Annotated in this window: 17 protein-coding genes; 6 read left to right on the forward strand and 11 right to left on the reverse strand. The window is 68.2% G+C overall.

Translation table 11 applies throughout. The features are described from left to right. Window positions 1–12: 12 nt before the first annotated feature. Complete coding sequence (locus ACZ5J1_RS02330) at window positions 13–1,140, forward strand: ABC transporter substrate-binding protein (RefSeq protein ID WP_464562129.1); 1,128 nt, start codon at window positions 13–15, stop codon at window positions 1,138–1,140. Here the strand turns inward: ACZ5J1_RS02330 and ACZ5J1_RS02335 are convergent, their stop codons facing one another. Beyond that, window positions 1,141–2,640, reverse strand: coding sequence for a PH domain-containing protein (locus ACZ5J1_RS02335; protein WP_464562131.1), 1,500 nt, complete (start codon window positions 2,638–2,640; stop codon window positions 1,141–1,143). Further along, a complete protein-coding gene (locus tag ACZ5J1_RS02340; RefSeq protein ID WP_464562133.1) occupies window positions 2,637–3,140 on the reverse strand; it encodes a PH domain-containing protein in 504 nt (167 codons plus the stop codon). Before ACZ5J1_RS02340 ends, ACZ5J1_RS02335 begins: the two co-directional genes overlap by 4 nt. A gap of 26 nt (window positions 3,141–3,166) precedes the next feature. Between ACZ5J1_RS02340 and ychF the strand changes: the two genes are divergently transcribed. Together ychF and ACZ5J1_RS02350 are read left to right on the forward strand one after the other, a co-directional pair. Then, window positions 3,167–4,240, forward strand: coding sequence for a redox-regulated ATPase YchF (ychF, locus tag ACZ5J1_RS02345; protein WP_464562135.1), 1,074 nt, complete (start codon window positions 3,167–3,169; stop codon window positions 4,238–4,240). A gap of 112 nt (window positions 4,241–4,352) precedes the next feature. Further along, the gene (locus ACZ5J1_RS02350; protein WP_464562137.1) at window positions 4,353–4,898 is read left to right on the forward strand and encodes a hypothetical protein; all 546 of its coding nucleotides are present in this window, start codon (window positions 4,353–4,355) and stop codon (window positions 4,896–4,898) included. A gap of 13 nt (window positions 4,899–4,911) precedes the next feature. On the opposite strand, the gene ACZ5J1_RS02355 is transcribed toward ACZ5J1_RS02350, so the two are convergent. From ACZ5J1_RS02355 to ACZ5J1_RS02375, 5 genes are all read right to left on the reverse strand, one after another. Beyond that, a complete protein-coding gene (locus ACZ5J1_RS02355; RefSeq protein ID WP_464562139.1) occupies window positions 4,912–5,640 on the reverse strand; it encodes a FliA/WhiG family RNA polymerase sigma factor in 729 nt (242 codons plus the stop codon). A 120-nt stretch (window positions 5,641–5,760) separates the two neighbouring features. Next, window positions 5,761–6,123, reverse strand: coding sequence for a hypothetical protein (locus tag ACZ5J1_RS02360; RefSeq protein ID WP_464562141.1), 363 nt, complete (start codon window positions 6,121–6,123; stop codon window positions 5,761–5,763). A gap of 12 nt (window positions 6,124–6,135) precedes the next feature. Further along, window positions 6,136–6,534, reverse strand: a complete 399-nt coding sequence (locus tag ACZ5J1_RS02365; protein WP_464562143.1) for a hypothetical protein — start codon at window positions 6,532–6,534, stop codon at window positions 6,136–6,138. A 102-nt stretch (window positions 6,535–6,636) separates the two neighbouring features. Further along, window positions 6,637–7,062 (reverse strand): prepilin-type N-terminal cleavage/methylation domain-containing protein, encoded by a 426-nt coding sequence (locus tag ACZ5J1_RS02370; protein WP_464562145.1) that lies wholly within the window; start codon window positions 7,060–7,062, stop codon window positions 6,637–6,639. Between the two features lie 50 nt (window positions 7,063–7,112). Next, entirely contained in the window at window positions 7,113–7,595 is a 483-nt protein-coding gene (locus tag ACZ5J1_RS02375) for a prepilin-type N-terminal cleavage/methylation domain-containing protein (RefSeq protein ID WP_464562146.1), read from the reverse strand. Between the two features lie 283 nt (window positions 7,596–7,878). Here ACZ5J1_RS02375 and ACZ5J1_RS02380 point away from each other — a divergent pair, with 283 nt between their 5' ends. Genes ACZ5J1_RS02380 through ACZ5J1_RS02390 form a run of 3 tightly spaced genes read left to right on the forward strand, consistent with a single transcriptional unit; the run spans window position 7,879 to window position 11,569 of the window. Then, a complete protein-coding gene (locus tag ACZ5J1_RS02380; protein ID WP_464562148.1) occupies window positions 7,879–9,117 on the forward strand; it encodes a type IV pilus modification PilV family protein in 1,239 nt (412 codons plus the stop codon). Next, window positions 9,114–9,857: a hypothetical protein gene (locus tag ACZ5J1_RS02385; protein ID WP_464562149.1), complete on the forward strand. Its 744-nt coding sequence runs from the start codon at window positions 9,114–9,116 to the stop codon at window positions 9,855–9,857. Before ACZ5J1_RS02380 ends, ACZ5J1_RS02385 begins: the two co-directional genes overlap by 4 nt. Window positions 9,858–9,865: 8 nt before the next feature. Beyond that, complete coding sequence (locus ACZ5J1_RS02390; RefSeq protein WP_464562151.1) at window positions 9,866–11,569, forward strand: pilus assembly PilX family protein; 1,704 nt, start codon at window positions 9,866–9,868, stop codon at window positions 11,567–11,569. Between the two features lie 48 nt (window positions 11,570–11,617). Here the strand turns inward: ACZ5J1_RS02390 and ACZ5J1_RS02395 are convergent, their stop codons facing one another. From ACZ5J1_RS02395 to ACZ5J1_RS02410, 4 genes are all read right to left on the reverse strand, one after another. Then, window positions 11,618–12,841: a type II secretion system F family protein gene (locus ACZ5J1_RS02395; protein ID WP_464562152.1), complete on the reverse strand. Its 1,224-nt coding sequence runs from the start codon at window positions 12,839–12,841 to the stop codon at window positions 11,618–11,620. 30 nt (window positions 12,842–12,871) lie between these two features. Then, window positions 12,872–14,257 carry a type IV pilus twitching motility protein PilT gene (locus ACZ5J1_RS02400; RefSeq protein ID WP_464562154.1) on the reverse strand — a complete coding sequence of 462 codons (1,386 nt, stop codon included), beginning with the start codon at window positions 14,255–14,257 and terminating at the stop codon, window positions 12,872–12,874. 84 nt (window positions 14,258–14,341) lie between these two features. Continuing rightward, complete coding sequence (locus tag ACZ5J1_RS02405) at window positions 14,342–16,030, reverse strand: GspE/PulE family protein (RefSeq protein ID WP_464562156.1); 1,689 nt, start codon at window positions 16,028–16,030, stop codon at window positions 14,342–14,344. Further along, window positions 16,027–16,548 (reverse strand): RsiG family protein, encoded by a 522-nt coding sequence (locus tag ACZ5J1_RS02410; RefSeq protein ID WP_464562158.1) that lies wholly within the window; start codon window positions 16,546–16,548, stop codon window positions 16,027–16,029. The genes ACZ5J1_RS02405 and ACZ5J1_RS02410 overlap by 4 nt, the downstream gene beginning before the upstream one ends. Window positions 16,549–16,551: the final 3 nt, after the last annotated feature.

Consider the following 16,551-nt stretch of genomic DNA (forward strand, 5'->3'; position numbering starts at 1 on the left):
AGGAGAGCCGTCATGGTCGCCACCCACCCCCGTCCCGCCCTGTCCCGCGCCGCGGCCGCCGTCGCGGGCGTCGTACTGCTCGGGTCGCTGGCCGCCTGCGGGAGCGACGAGACCTCCTCGACCAAGGGCGACCCGAACGCCATCTCCGCCAAGCGCTGCGAGCGGAACAAGGCGACGGGGGAGATCAACTACCTGTCGGGCTACTACTGGCAGGCCTCGGCCTCGATCCTCGAGGTGATCGCCGCCGACCGGCTCGGCTACTTCAAGGACCTGTGCCTCGACGTCAACCTCCAGCCCGGGCAGGGTGACACCACCGTCAACGCGAAGCTGGTCCAGGCCGGCCAGGTGCAGGTCGGTCCGCTCTCGGAGCAGGACATCATCACCTCCAACGCCGCGACCGTCGCCGCCGGCGGGACGCCCAAGATCCTGGGGATCTCCTCGTACTCCAACGCCGGCCTCGACATCCTGATGACGATGCCCGACATCACCGCGCTGACCCAGCTCGAGGGCAAGTCGATCGGGATCAAGGGCTACCTGCCGCTCTCGGTCACCGCGATGCTCGGCAAGGCCGGGGTGGACCGGACCAAGGTCAAGACGATCAAGGTCGGCTACGACCCGACGATCCTGCCTCGCGGCCAGGTCGACGCCCTGACCGGCTTCGTCTCCAACGAGCCCAACCTGCTCAAGGACGCTGGCACCGAGGTCACGGTCTGGAAGCCCTGGGAGTACGGCGTCGCCGGATCGACGGGTGCCTTCGCGGTGAACTCCGACTGGGCGCAGAAGAACCCGGATGCGGTCGCGGACTTCATGCGCGCGACGTTCAAGGCGTTCCAGTACTGCGCCGACGAGGCGCACGTCGAGGAGTGCATCGACTTCCAGCAGAAGCAGGCCGACAGCCCGACCGACGACTCCGACCACCAGACCGCGGTCTGGACGACCGAGTCGCAGCAGGTCGCCGACAACCCGGTGCCCGGCACCTGGGGCTCGGTCGACAAGGCCAACGTCGAGTCGTTGACCGCCGACATCAACACCTACCTCGGCACGAACATCAAGCCGTCCCAGGCGACCTCGTGGTTCGCCAGCGAGTACCTCCAGGGTGTCGTCGGCGCTGACGGCAAGGTCGTCTGGCCGGCTCCCTGATCAGGCGATGAACTCGCTGACGACGTGCGGCGTCGCCGCCTGGGTCAGCGCCACCGCCTGATCCAGCGGGATGTCCTTGACGGTGACGTGCTCGTCGCCGGCCGCCGTGGTCGCCATCAGCTGGGCCAGCCCCAGTCGACGGTCGAAGTAGGACTGCTTGATCTGCCAACCGACGATGCCGTCGGTCTCCAGCACGAGCCGCTCCCGGGTGAGGGCGCCGGTCTGGGAGACCAGGTAGCCGGGGGTCAGCGCGTGGCCTAGGTTGCGATAGGTCAGCACGGCGGCGCAGACACCGACGACCGCGACCAGCGCACCGATGGCCACGCTGGCCCACCACGGCAGCCACTCGGCGTCGTCAAGGACCGCCAGCAGGGCGCCGGCGACCAGAAGTGCCGCGGCGCCGAGGGTCCACCACAGGGCGCGGCGCAGGTAGCGATAGAGGACCACGCGCCCGTGGCCGATGACCGGCGTCGTGAGGGCGGTGTCTTCGCCGAGCACCTCGTGACCGATCCGCCCGACCGTCGCCATCGGGGCGGCGGGCAGGACAGCGGGGGTGTTGTCCTCCAGGCCGATGGTGAGCAGCGACAGCTCGGCGCCACCGGCGGCCGCGATCAGCAGCTGGCGGCGCATCTTGACCCCACGCACCTTGGCTTCCTCGACCGTGGTCGAGCGGGTGGTCAGCAGGCCGGCGCTCTGGTGCAGGGTCGTCCCGTCCTTGCCCTCCTCCCGGGTCACCGTGAGGTTGAACCAGCGCAGGGCGTAGCCGAGGCAGGAGAAGGCGACCCACAGCACCAGGGCGACCGCCAGGACCACGAGCAGCAGGACCAGGATGCCGAGCTTCCGTGCTGCGTCCTCGGCGCCCTCCTCCACGGCCGAGCCGATCACGTCGCCGGTCTGGGTGGCGATCGCGAAGACCGCACCGATCACGACGGCGGCGTTGACCAGGTTGAGCGGGGCGAAGCGGAGCCAGGACCACTCCAAGGCCGCGAGCTGGGTGCCCGGCATCGGCGCTGCCCCGGCCGGGGCGTCCGGGTCGGCGGTCGGGTGCGACCCGTGCAGGAGGCGGGCGCGCAGCTGCTCCGCCGTCGTTCGGGCGAGGGAGTCGAGCTCGATCTGGCCCTCGTCGACGCCGGTGCCGACCTTGACCCGGACGATGCCGAGGGCCTGGTGGATCAGCGGGGACTCGAGGTCGACGCTGCGGACCCGATCCAGGCGTGCGGTCAGGGTCTTGCGGTTGATCAGGCCCGAGCGGACCTCGAGATGAGTGGCGGTGACCCGGTAGCTGGTGGTCAGCCAGGGGAGCACCCCGACGATCGTGAGCACGACGATGCCGCCGAGGAGGACGAGGAGCGCGCTCTCGATGCCGCCAGCGGAGGTCAACCCGATGATCGCCACCACGGCGGCGAATCCGAACTGCCGGATCGCCTTGGCCGGTCCGGTCAGCAGGGACTTGCGATCGAGCCGCTCCCAGGCGACGTCCTGCGCAAGCGTCTCGCTCACGTCGCGTCCTCCGGCGTCGCGGCGGTGATCGTCACCAGGCGTGCGACCGTCGCGTGGGCGACGTCCTCGTCGAGGAAGGCGATCGCGACGGTGTCCTGCTTGGACGCGGTCGAGACGGTGACGGTGCGCAGCTTGAAGGCGCGCATCAGCGGCCCCTGGCTGGAGTCGACGGTCTGGACGCGGGAGAGCGGCACGATCTCGTCGACCCGGCCGAGCCAGCCGTGCCGGACGTGCACGGCGATGTCGGTGATGTCCCAGCGGTGGACGTCGTACCGGATCCGCGGCACGACCGTCAGGTAGGGGATCGGAGCCAGTGCGACCACGGCGCAGCCGGCCAGGAGCAGCCAGCGCCACCCGCCCTCGGCAGCCGCCGCGGCACCGACCGCGACGGCGGCGCAGACCAGCCAGACGGGTACGGCGACGAGCAGCGCGGTCAGGCGCCAGAAGCGCGGCGCGCGGGTGGAGACTCGTTGTGCGGGCTCGCGGAGTGCGGTGGTCACCGGCGCAGCCTATAAAGTCGTTCCTCGTGGCTCTCACCATCGGCATCGTCGGTCTCCCGAACGCAGGCAAGTCGACGCTCTTCAACGCGCTGACCAAGAACAACGTGCTCGCTGCGAACTACCCGTTCGCCACGATCGAGCCCAACGTCGGTGTGGTCGGCGTGCCCGACCCGCGGCTGGCCCAGCTCGCCACCATCTACAACTCCGAGAAGCTGCTGCCTGCCACGGTGCAGTTCGTCGACATCGCCGGCATCGTCCGCGGCGCCTCGCAGGGTGAGGGGCTGGGCAACAAGTTCCTGGCCAACATCCGTGAGGGCGACGCGATCTGCCAGGTCACCCGCGTCTTCCGCGACGACGACGTCACCCACGTCGACGGTGAGGTCAACCCGGCCTCCGACATCTCCACCATCCAGACCGAGCTGATCCTGGCCGACCTGGAGACCGTCGAGAAGGCGATCCCGCGGCTGGAGAAGGAGGCGCGGATCAAGAAGGAGGCCGCGCCCAAGCTCGCCGCGGTCCAGGAGGCCAAGGCTGCGCTGGAGGCCGGCACCCCGATCTCGGCGACGAAGATCGAGGCCGAGCTGATCCGTGAGCTCACCCTGCTCACCGCGAAGCCCTTCATCTACGTCTTCAACTGCGACACCGACGAGCTCGCCGACGAGGACCTCAAGGCCAAGATGCGCGAGATCGTCGCGCCGGCCGAGGCGATCTTCCTCGACGCCAAGATCGAGTCCGAGCTGATCGAGATGACCGACGAGGAGGCCGCCGAGATGCTGGCCGACTTCGGCATCGCCGAGTCCGGGCTCAACCAGCTCGCCCGCGTCGGCTTCGACACCCTCGGCCTGCAGACCTACCTGACCGCCGGGCCCAAGGAGGTCCGCGCGTGGGAGATCAAGAAGGGCTCGACCGCCCCTGAGGCCGCCGGTGTGATCCACACCGACTTCCAGAAGGGCTTCATCAAGGCCGAGATCGTCTCCTTCGACGACCTGATGGCCGCCGGCTCCGTCGCCAAGGCGCGTGAGGTCGGCAAGGTCCGCATGGAGGGCAAGGACTACGTGATGGTCGACGGCGACGTCGTGGAGTTCCGCTTCAACGTCTGATGTCCAAGAGGCGACGATCGCGTCGGCGGCGAATCACCTCGCGAGGAGAAGCTCGGAGCCGCAGGTCACTCCGTTGGCGGTCCGGCTCGCGCGGCGAGCCAAGGCCAGGGCCATGTGGGGTCTTCCGAGCTGGCTCGAGGCTCGCCTCGCTCAGCTCGACCGGTTCCTCGAGTGGAAGTCGGACCAGCGACCGATCCTTCAGGTTGCGGTCGGGATAGCCCCGCTCTTCGCCCTCGGCTTCGGTGCGATCTTCGGCACCATCGCACTCTGGGAGTGGAGCCATGTTCGGGGCTGGCCGGTCGAGCAGGCGGAGGTGGTCGCGGCGGTCAGGACCGGCGATGAGGATCACTGCGGAAAGAGCAGCTGGGCGGATGTCTACACGCTGACCTGGGCATCACGGAACCCGCCGCCTGGGCTGCCGGCGGAGTTCTCGAACGAGGAGGGCTGTGATCGCAGCGAGGTCGGCGACGTCGTTGAGATCGTGCGCGTCGTCTCCGACTCCGGAAAGGTTCATGTCTGGGACGAGCCGGTCACGTCGCTCGGATTCGCCTTTGTGCTCATCGGCGTCGGCCTCACCGGCGGCTACGCGCTCGGCTTCGTCGCCGGAGGGATCCAGGTCGGCTGGGTGGCATGGCGAGGTCGTCGCACCGACGACTGAGACGGCGGTGGCCTCACACGGCAGCGTCGAGCAGCTTCCGCCGAAGGGTCATGGTGGCGCGGCTGTGCAGCTGGCTCACCCGTGACTCGGTGACGCCGAGGACCTGGCCGATCTCCGCGAGGGTGAACCGGTCCCAGTAGTAGAGGGCGATGACGACCTGGTCGCGCTCGGCCAGCTCCCGGACCGCGGCGAGGAATCCCGGTGGGATGTCGTCGTCGGAGCCAGGCATGTCGACGGTGCTGATCAGGGTCTCCGCGTCGCCCGCATCGGCGTCGAAGCTGAGCACGGTGCTTCGGGTGGTGTGGGCGTAGATGGCGCGCAGCTCGTTCAGCGTGATCGAGAGCTCCTCCGCGACCTGGTGATCGTCCGGAGGATGGCCGAGACGCATCTCGAGCGTGGCCTTCACGGCGCCGACGTCGCGCAGCCGTTCACGCACCGATCGCGGCACCCAGTCCGTGGACCGCAGTCCGTCCACGATCGCGCCTCGGATCCGGGTGGCGGCGTACGTCTGGAACTGGATCCCCCGGTCGGGGTCGAACTTGTCGATCGCATCGATGAGGCCGATGGTGCCGTCCGAGATCAGATCGCTCAGGTCGACCGACGAGGGGAGTCCGGCGCGGACTCGGCCGGCGACATCTCGCACCAGCTTGGCGTAGTGCAGCATCAGGCTGTCGCGATCAGCGCGATCGCCGGTGGTCTTGAACCGCTCCCACAGCTCTTCGACCGAATCAGAATCCTCCACGTCGCCCTCCCGTTGTGCGGCCGTTCAAGGAACTGGACTCCTCCAAGGGTGTGTACCGAAAACTCGGCAGTGGTGCCGGTATTTCCGACCCAGGATGCCGCGACAGTACTTCCAGCGAGGTCAGTCGTCCAGGAATGCGACCTCGCGGAGTACGGCGTGTCGATGCTCAGGAAGCACGTCGTCTGACGGATTCGGCACCAAGCGGAGCGCGGGAACCCCGTCGTTGTGCGCTGCGGGTGCTTCCGGGACGTGCGGCGTCGGTTCCACAGGTGGTCTAGCCCGGTCGGGCTCGGCGAGGGCCAGGGGCTCCGGCGCGAAGGCGACCTCGCTTGGCGCTTCGGCCGGGGGAGTGGGGGCGGCCTCGTCCGACGCCTGGACTCGGGCGCCGAAGACCGTGCGGATCACCGCCGCCATCTCGCGCAGGGTCTCCCGCGCCGCGCTCGTCTCGAGCTTGGGTTCGGGTCCGTGGGCTGCTGCCGTCATCGCCAACCCCTCTCAGTTGCCGTACGGGAGAGGCTCGACCGAGATCGTCGTGCTCACCCGGGTCAGGTGGGCCAGCATCGACAGGTGCCTCATCAGAAGGGTGGGTGCGATCTTCGTCCCGGTCAAGGTCACATGACCGTCCGGGTAGATCGTGAACCCGTGGCCGGTCACCGAGATTCCGTGTTCGTCGGCGTCGGCTTCGGCCGCTGCCAGGGCGGCCAAGGCGGTCTCGCGGGTCGTCGGACCCTGCTTGGCGACAGCGGCGGCTTCGTAGCCTGCCTGCTGAAGGTCGTCGTGGGAGGAGATCCGGGTGAGCACCACGGATCCGCCGTCGATGGCGAGGAGCGCAGCGACGATCGCGATCGCGACCAGGACGGTGCGAACGTTGATGATGCGGAGAAGTCCACGCATGACCTGATCCCCCCGGTGGGAGTGGTTTGGAGCTTGGGGAAGCGATGAGCTGCTGGGGTCGGTGCTCGGTCGAGCACCGACCCCAGGCTCAGGTGCGGTGGATCAGCTGCAGCCGGCGCCGGTGGTCGACTGGAGGCCGCCACCGTTCTCGACGTACTTCCACTGCTTGGTGGTGGCGTTGGCGGTTGCTCCGCTGTTGTAGCCGGAGATGCAGAAGTTGCCGCCGGCGGGGGTGCCGGTGATCGTGAAGGTGCTGGTGGAGTCGAACTTCCAGCCAGCAGCCACGAGCCCGGCCTGGTCGAAGGGAGTCGTGCTCGTCGGTCCGTCGACGGTGATGGTCGCGGCCACGGTGGCGGCGTTCTTGAGGTCGGACTTGATGTCGGCGTCGACGCCCTTCTGGCGCTGGTTGAGGAAGACCGGGATCGCGATCGCGGCCAGGATGCCGATGATGATGATGACGACGAGGAGCTCGATCAGGGTGAAGCCCTGGTCCTTCTCCTTGAGTGACTTCTGCAGACGAGCAAGCACAGCGTTCTCCTAGTGAGAGTGGGTGTGGGTGTTGGTCGGGTGGGGCGTGATCAGGAGATGGTGATCCAGGTGGCCGCCGAGCAGTCGACGGTCGCGGTCACCATGCCGCCGGCGGCGCTGTCGTACTGCAGCGCCGTGCCAGCGGCGGTCGCACTGCTGGCACCCGTGTTGTAGGCGCAGATCTTGTAGCCGCCCGCAGGGCCGCCGGTGATCTTGACGACGTTGTTGGGCGACGACTTGAAGCCGGACGCGACCAAGTTCGTCTTGGTGGCGGCGGAGGTCTCGGCCGGCGAGGCACCGGTGTTGAAGAACCCGGCCATGGTCGGGTAGTCGGTCGAGTACGTCTCGGCCGATGTGGCGGCGTTCTTGAGGTCGGACTTGAGGGACGCGTCGACGCCCTTCTTGCGCTGGTTCAGGAAGACCGGGATGGCGATGGCGGCCAGGATGCCGATGATGATGATGACGACGAGGAGCTCGATCAGGGTGAAGCCCTGGTCCTTCTCCTTCAACGACTTCTGCATGCGAGCGAGCACGAGATTCTCCTCTAATCGGGGAAGCGATTGCCGAGCGCGGAACCGCCCGGTATCGGAGTTGTCGGGACGCGCCACCGGAGAACTTGAGTTTTGCGTCCATTTATTTTTGCCCGCTTCCCTTGGACGCTTTTTCGTTCGGGCTGGGGGTCAAGTTCGGCCGTTCAGGCACCGACAACCTTGATGGTCGGATTTGTCGTTGTGACGGAGGGTGACGTTGAAGCCTGCCGCGGAGCACCGGCGTTCGCTTGCCACGAGACAGGGCAGCGCGCCCGTCGATGCCGGGATGACGCTGGTCGAGGTCGTGGTAGCGATCGCGCTGTTTGCGGTCGTGTCCGGCTCGTTGCTCGCCCTGGTCGGCGGCGCGATCCGGCTCACCCGCGACGACCGGTTCCACATGGAGGCCACGATCCTGGCCAGCCGTGAGCTCGAGATCACTCGGGACGCGTTCACCTCCGTCGTCCGGGGCCCCACGACGATCGACACCAACGAGGCGGTCAACCCGTCCCCGCTTGCGGGCGGCACCGTCGGCCAGCCGCTGGTGGTGGACAACATCCCCTACACGGTGACCCGGACCGCGCAGTGGTCGGAGATGGGCACCACGGTGGCCTCGACCTGCGACAAGGGCGGGTCGGTCGAGCTGGCCTACCTCCGGGTGAAGGTGGAGGTGACCTGGCCGGGCCTGGGCGATCGGCCCCCGGTCACGATGGACACGGTGATGACGCCCCCCAAGGGCACCTACTCCGCGCTCACCGGCCACATCGGGGTCAAGGTGCTCGACGCCTCGGGCACGCCCTTCGAGGGCAGGACGGTCACCGTGACCGGCACCGCGGGCACCTGGACCGAGAGCACCGCGTCCGACGGCTGCGCCCTCTTCGCCTTCCTCACGCCAGGGACCTACCAGGTCAAGGTGCAGGCCGCCGGCTACGTGAACCGGAGCGGGGACCCGTCCGGCACCGCTACGGCCCAGGTCCAGTCAGGACAGCTGTGGCGCACCACCATCGAGTACGACCAGGCGGCGACGATCGCGGCGACCTTCACCACCACCTCCGGGTACGCGCTGCCGTTGGCGACGAACACGATCCCGATCTCGCTGGGCAACAGCGCGCTCCTCCCCGGAGGATCGAAGAGCGTCGCGGGCACCGGCAACAGCCGCACGTTGACCAACCTGTGGCCCTATCCGTCGGGCTACCAGATCTGGGCTGGCTCCTGCCTCGACAACGATCCCGAGTACACCGGCCAGACCCGCGACCTGCCCCTGACGACCGACCCGGGCAGCACGGTCGCTGCCGCGATCCCGCTCGGCGCGATCGACGTCCAGGCGGCGGCGGGCGCCACCATCACCGCCGTGCACGCGTCGGACTCGTCGTGTGCCTCGGGCCTGACCATCCCGCTCGGTACCGCGACGGGTGGCCGTCTCAAGACGAGCGTCCCGTTCGGGACGTGGACGATCAAGGCGGGGTCCGCCACCAAGAGCGTCACCGTCGCCTCGGGGGACTCGCCCAGGTCGGTGACCGTTCCGTGACCACATCGACGACCGAGTCGACGACGGAGCCTCGCGACGGGGGCTTCTCGCTCTCCGAGGTGGTGGTGGCGGTGGGCCTGTTCACCCTGCTCACGCTGCTGATCACCGTCACGACCATCCTCTGCCTCAAGGTGTCGGCGAATCTGACCAACCGGACCGACAACGCCACCCAGGGGCAGATCGCGATCGATGCCACGAGCAAGATCCTGCGGACGGCGATCCTGCCCGACCAGCTGACCGAGGTCTCCTGCCCCTCCTGCGCCGACACCGCGATCGTGCAGGCGACGCGCAGTCAGGTGATGTTCTACGCCAACCTCGGCGCGAGCAGCAACGTCGGACCCAGCCTGGTCACGTTGAGCGTGGTCGCCGACACCGGCGCCGCCCAGGCCTCGAGCCGGCTGGTCCAGACGTTGCAACCGCCGACGGATCTCGGTGGCGGGAAGTACACGTTCTGCAACCCGACGGTCGCCGGCTGCACGGTCCAGACCCGGGTCCTGGCCCGTGGGCTCGCCTCGCCGATCCCGAACGTCTTCTCCTACTACAACTTCGCCGGTGCGCAGATCACCTCGACCACCCTGACGAGCGCCGACCTCGCCTCGGTGGCGAGCGTCGAGCTCAACCTGTCCGTCCAGACCGTCCGGGGGCAGGCGCGCTATCCCGCCTCGACGCTGATCAAGCGGATCCGGCTGCCCAACTCCGACATCAACGTGCTCGCTCCGACGAGCACGGCCACTCCGTGAGGTGCCCCATGCGAACTCAGAAGGACGAGGGCTCCGCCCTGCTGATGGTGCTCGGCATGATGATGGTGCTGACCATCATCGTCACGACGGTGGCCACCCTGTCGATGCGCACCGCGACGTTCTCCCGTCATTCGACGGACTGGAACGAGGCGCTCGTCGCGGCGGAGGCGGGCGTGGACGACTACCTCGCGCGGCTCAACAAGGACGACAACTACTGGTTGACGAGCCCGGACTGCAGCAACGTCGCCATGCAGAAGCCGAGCGTCAGCCGGTGCAGCTGGACCGCCTCCACGGCCCTGGGATGGGCCAACGTCCCGGGAGCCTCCCGCGCCCAGTTCCACTACGACGCCGTCACCACGAGCACGCCGACGAACGGCACCCTCAAGCTCACCTCGACCGGCCGGGTCGGGTCGGTCAAGCGCACCGTGTCGACCGTGCTGCGCAAGGGCGGGTTCGGCGAGTTCCTCTACTACACGATGTACGAGACGACCGACCCGGCGAACGAGGCGAAGTACGGGCTGAACAACGCGACCGCGCAGGACAAGTGCACGCACTACGCCTGGGAGCCCACCGTCACCGGGGTCTCCAAGCCCCGTGACCAGTCCTACTGCGGCAACATCCTCTTCATCAACAACGACAAGTTCAACGGGCCGGTGCACTCCAACGACACCATGGTGATGACGGGAAGCCCCCGGTTCCAGGGCACGGTCTCGACCTCGGATCCCGCGTGCCAGCCGATCAACGGTGTAGCCCGGCCGGCGACCTCCTGCTACGACGCGAGCGGCTCGGCCTCACCCCAGTTCGACAAGGGCATCACCTACCGGGCCGAGATCCCTCTGCCCACCGGCATCGCTGACCTGAAGAAGAACGTCGACCCGGCCCAGACGACGACGCCGGGGTGCCTGTACACCGGGCCGACCCGGATCAAGCTCAACGCGAACGCGTCCGGCACCTACTCGACGATGACCGTCTGGAGCCCGTGGTCCAAGAGCGCCCTGAACACGGGGTGCGGCAACTACCAGTCCTCCTGGCCGCAGACCGTGCCGTTGCCGCACAACAACGTGGTGATGGTCCGTGACGTGCCCTCCACCCAGTCCACTCCGGCCTCAGGAGCGTGCGCTACCGGCGCTATCGGCGACGGCATCCCCGTGAGCAACGACATCAACCAGAGCCTGGCCGAGGCGAACTGCCGCTACGGCACCCTCTACCTCGAGGGTGCCCTGCACGGCCGGGTCACGTTCGCTGCCGACAACAACATCGTCATCACCGGCGACACCACCTATGTCGACGGCAAGACCGGACTGGACTCGATGGGCCTGATCGCGCAGAACTCGGTGCAGATCTACCACCCCGTGAAGTGCACCTCGACTGACAACGGCCAGTGCGACGGGTGGGCCAACCTGAACCGACCCGTGGGCAGCGTCTTCCAGGACCCGATCGTGCAGGCGTCGATCCTGACGATCCAGCACAGCTTCACCGTGCAGTCCTACAACCGCGGCGCCACCATGGGCGGGCTGCACCTGTTCGGCTCGTTCGCGCAGAAGTTCCGTGGCCCGGTCGGCACGTCCAACAACGGCAACGTGTCGACGGGCTACGTGAAGGACTACGAGTACGACACCCGGCTGCGGTACGCGCCGCCGCCGTTCTTTCTCGACCCCGTCCGCTCCTCGTGGGGCGTCAAGGCGTACGGAGAGGGGTCCGCGGCGTACTAGCGGTGATGACCAGCCGGCGGCGGCCCGGGGAGGTTGATCAGCTGGTGATCAGCCGATCATGTCGAAGACCTTGAAGATCGGCATGTACAGGGCGACGATCATCGAGCCGACGACCAAGCCGAGGAACGCGATCATCAGGGGCTCGATCAGGGCCGTCAGCGACTCGGTCATCGCCTCGACCTCACTGTCGTAGAAGTCGGCGACCTTCATCAGCATCTGGTCGATTGCGCCGGCCTCTTCGCCGGAGGCGATCATCTGCACCACCATCGGCGGGAAGACCTCGTGCTGGGCGAGGGGAGCGGCGACCGACTCGCCGCGCCGCACCGACTCCTGGACCTCTCGGAGCGCGTGGGAGATCACCACCGAGCCGGTCGTCTCCGAGACGATCTCGATCGACTGCAGGATCGGGACGCCGGAGGACAACAGGGTGCCGAGGTTGCGGGAGAAGCGGGTCAGCGCGAGCTTCTGGAAGAGCTTGCCGAAGACCGGGAGCCGGAGCTTGGCCGGGTCGACGACGTTGCGGACCTGCTCGGTGTGGCCGAACTTGCGCCACCACACGGTCCCTGCGATGCCGATGACGAGTGCGGCCGGGATGAGGTACTTCATCGAGTCCGAGAGCATCACCAGGATGCGGGTCGGCAGCGGGAGCTGTCCGCCCAGGTTCGCGAACATGTCGCGGAAGACCGGGACGACGAAGATCAGCATCGCGATGCACATCAGGATCGCCATGCAGAACACCACGACCGGGTAGGTCAGGGCGGCCTTGATCTTGCCGCGCAGCTTGACCTCGGACTCGAAGTTGTCGGCGATCTGACGCATCGCTCGGTCCAGGAAGCCGCCGGCCTCGCCCGCGCGGGTCATCGAGATCATCAATGGCGGGAAGGAGTCGGGGTGCTTCGCGAAGGAGGCGGACAGGCTCATGCCGGCCTCCACGTCCTGCTTCACCGCACGCAGCACGGTGCGCATCGCCTCGTTCTCCGACTGCTCCGCCAGGATGCCCAGGGCGCGGATGAGGGTGAGGCCGGCGTCGATCATCGTGGCGAACTGACGGGAGAAGATCGCGAGGTCCTTGATCTTGACCCGCTTCTTGACCGAGAAGCTGATCTCGCGCTGCATGCCGACGTTGGCCTGCTTGACCTCGAGCGGGACGTAGCCCATGGCGCGGAGCTTGTCGGCGACAGCGGCCTCCGAGGCAGCCTCGACCTTGCCCTCGGACAGCTTTCCCTGGGCGTCGCGGACCTTGTAGGCGTACTGCGAGGTCGTGGTGCTCATGAGGGTCTCCTCCGGGTCACTGCCACTGGGTCACTGCCACTCGGTCACGGTCGTCGGGCGGCGGGGGACCCCGCCGGCCAGGGTTTCGAAGTCGGTGTGGTCCGTGCAGGCCTCGAGCCCGGCGGCGTACGCGATCCGTCCGGTCTTCACCAACGTGGCGAGGTGGGCGTTGAGGGTCTGCATCCCCTCGCGGGCGCCGGCCTGGAGAGCTCCCTGGATCTGCTGGAGCTTGTTGTCGCGGATCATCGCTCGGATGCCGGTGGTGCAGACCATCACCTCGACGGCGGCCGTCCGACCCTCGCCGTCGGCGGTCTTCACCAACGTCTGGCAGACGACACCCTGGAGCGTGGCGGCCAGCTGGGTCCTGATCTGCTGCTGCTGCTCGGGCGGGAAGACGTCGACGACGCGGGTGATCGTGTCCTGGGCCGACTGGGTGTGCAGCGTGGCGAGCACCAGGTGGCCGGTCTCGGCGGCGGTCAGCGCGACGGAGATGGTCTCGAGGTCGCGGAGCTCACCGACCAGGATGACGTCCGGGTCCTGGCGGAGGGCGTGCTTGAGCGCTGAGCGGAAGCCGTGGGTGTCGGCGCCGACCTCTCGCTGGTTGACCAGGCAGCCGCGGTGCGTGTGGAGGAACTCGATCGGGTCCTCGACCGTCATGATGTGCCCGCGGCGGGAACGGTTGATCCGGTCGATGATCGCGGCCAGGGTGGTCGACTTCCCGGACCCCGTCGGACCGGTGACGAGGACGAGACCGCGCGGCAGGTCGGCGAAGGACTCGATCACCTCGGGCATGCCGAGGTCGGCGAGCGGGACGATCTCCCACGGGATCACGCGCATCACCGCGCCGATGCTCTCGCGCTGCTGGTAGACGTTGACCCGGAAGCGCGCATGGCCCGGCACGGCGTACGCGAAGTCGAGCTCGAGCTCCTCCTCGAAGACCTTGCGCTGCCGCTCGGTCATCACGTTGTACAGCGTGCGGCGCAGCTCCTGACCGGTCAGTGCCGCGTAGCCCGGCAGGGGCGTCATGTCGCCGCGGACGCGGACGGTGGGCGGGGCACCCGAGGTCAGGTGCAGGTCCGAACCGTTCAGTCGCAGCACCGAGATCAGCAGGTCGTCGAGGATGAGCTCCTGCGGTCCGCCGGCGTACGCCGCCGGCGGCTGGATCGGAGCTGAGACCGGTGGCGCGACCGGCTGCGTGACCTGCTGCGTGACCGGTGACGAGTACGAGCTCGGGGACGACGACGAGGGCGGCGGGACGGGCGCCACCGGCGCGACGGGCTCCACCGGTGCGACGGACGCCACGGGTACGACGGGCACCTCGGGCTCCACGAAGACCGCCGGTTCCGGCTCGGTCACGGCCAGTTCCGGCACGGTGCCGAACGTGAGACCGAATCCGTTCTTCAGGATGTCGTTCACTGGTTCTCCTCCGGGCGGCCGCGATCGAGAGCGGGGGTATCCAGTTCTTCGGTCGCGGAGGACGTCGACTTGAATCCGGATTCGTCAGGCGACGACGCGGAGCACCTCTTCGATGGACGTGCGCCCTTCCGAGACCTTCAGCCAGCCGTCCTGCTTCAGCTCGGTCATGCCCTGCTCGATCGCGGTGCGGGCGATGTCGTCGGTCGAGGCACGCGCGACCGTCAGGCGGGAGATGTCCTCCGTCATCGTCATCACCTCGTGCAGCGCGAGCCGGCCGCGGTAGCCGGTCTGCGAGCAGGTCGTGCACCCGGCCGGCCGGTGGAGGGTGGGGAGGGGCTCGCCCTCCGACCACGGGTAGCCGACCCGGAGCAGGTCCTCCGGGTCAGGCTGGTAGGCGGTCTTGCAGCGCTCGCACAGCGAGCGGCAGAGTCGTTGGGCGACGACCACGTCGAGGGCCGAGCTGACCAGGAACGGCTCGATGCCCATCTCGACCAGACGGGTCGCGGCCGACGGTGCGTCGTTGGTGTGCAGGGTGGAGAGCACGAGGTGCCCGGTCAGGGCCGCCTCCACAGCGATCTGGGCGGTCTCGTGGTCGCGGATCTCACCGATCAGGACGATGTCGGGGTCCGACCGGAGGATGGAGCGCAGCGCCGAGGCGAAGGTCAGTCCCGCCTTGACGTTGACCTGGACCTGGTTGATCCCGGCGAGCCGGTACTCGACCGGGTCCTCGACCGTGATCACGTTGACGTCGGGGCGGTTCAGCTGGTTGAGCGTCGCGTACAGGGTGGTCGACTTGCCGGATCCGGTCGGTCCCGTCGCCAGGATCATCCCGTAGGGCTTGGTGTACGACTCCTCGAAGCGCTGCAGGTTCCGGGGGCTGAAGCCGAGGTCCTTCAGGTCGAGCTGGGTCGTGGAGTTGTCCAGGATCCGGGCGACGACCTTCTCGCCCCACACCGTCGGCAGCGTCGCCACGCGCAGGTCGATGCGGCGGCCCTGGTGGTTGACGGAGAGCCGGCCGTCCTGCGGGACGCGGCGCTCGGCGATGTTCATGTCGGCCATGATCTTGAGCCGCGACACGACGCCGTTCTGGATGTTCTTCGGCGAGTGGTGGGCGTCCTTGAGCACGCCGTCGATGCGGTACCGCACCCGCAGGTCGCGCTCGGTCGGCTCGATGTGGATGTCGGAGGCGCGGTCCGAGATCGCCTGGCTGATCAACAGGTTCACGAAGCGCACCACCGGCGCTTCGTCGGAGACCTCGGTGAATCCGGAGAGGTCCTCGGTCGTCTCCTCGTCGGCGGTCAGGTCGCTGGTGAGGGTGTTGAGCTCGCCCTCGGCCCGGTAGACCTGGTTGAGCTTGACGTCGATGTCGCTGCGGTTCGCGATCGCGAACCGCACCCTGGAGTTGGTGATCCGGCTCAGGTCGTCCTTGAGCTCGATGTTGCCGGCATGGCGGACGGTCACCGCCACCACGAGCTCGCCGTGCTCCACCCGCAAGGGGAGCACGTGGGAGTGCCGGGCGAACTCCGCGGGCAGCAGCGCCGCTGCGGCCATGTCGACGCTGTACTCGGTCAGGTCGACGTACTCCAGGCCAGCACTCTCGGCCGCCGTACGAAGGACGTCGTTGCGGTTGACGACGCCGTTCTCCAGCAACACCTCGAGCGTGCTGCGGGCGGAGTCGGCGGCGATCCGCCGGGCTTCGTCCAGGTCGGCGGGAGCCACCAACCCGACGGAGACGAGGGCGTTGACGGTCTGCTGGTCGCTGTGCTGGATCACGATCGCTCCTCGGGGATCACGGACAGGGCCGCCGACGGGTTCGCCCGGAAGCGAAGGATCAGTTCCTTGGTGACGTCACCGATGCGATCGTCCAGCGCACGGGCGTAGAGCAGGAGCTGCTCCTCGGCCTCGTGCAGCCGGGCCAGCGCTTGCTCCATCCCCTCCGGATCGTCGGGGTCCACCGGGATCTCCCAGATCTCGGTGAGGATCGGCAGGTTCGGCAAGGGATCCGTGGCGGGGGTGCTGGTCAGGGCCTGCCGGCTCTGGCCGAAGCCGGTGTTGCTGAGCACGCGGACGAGCTGGTCGACCGTGAGGCGGCTGCCCGTCGTGGACTCCGCCTGGACCACGGTGATGTGAGCACCCACGAGGCGTAGCCAGTAGCCGACCCGGTCCTCCTCGGCCTCCAGCTCGCGCCGGTAGGCGCGCAGCCGCTCGAGGTCGAGGCTCGCATGGACGTCGGAGTCGACAGGTCGCAGCGCCGAGCGCGATCGCGGAGCGAAGTCCGGGGCGAGAGTCATGGG

The organism is Nocardioides sp. JCM 18999 (assembly GCF_055391175.1).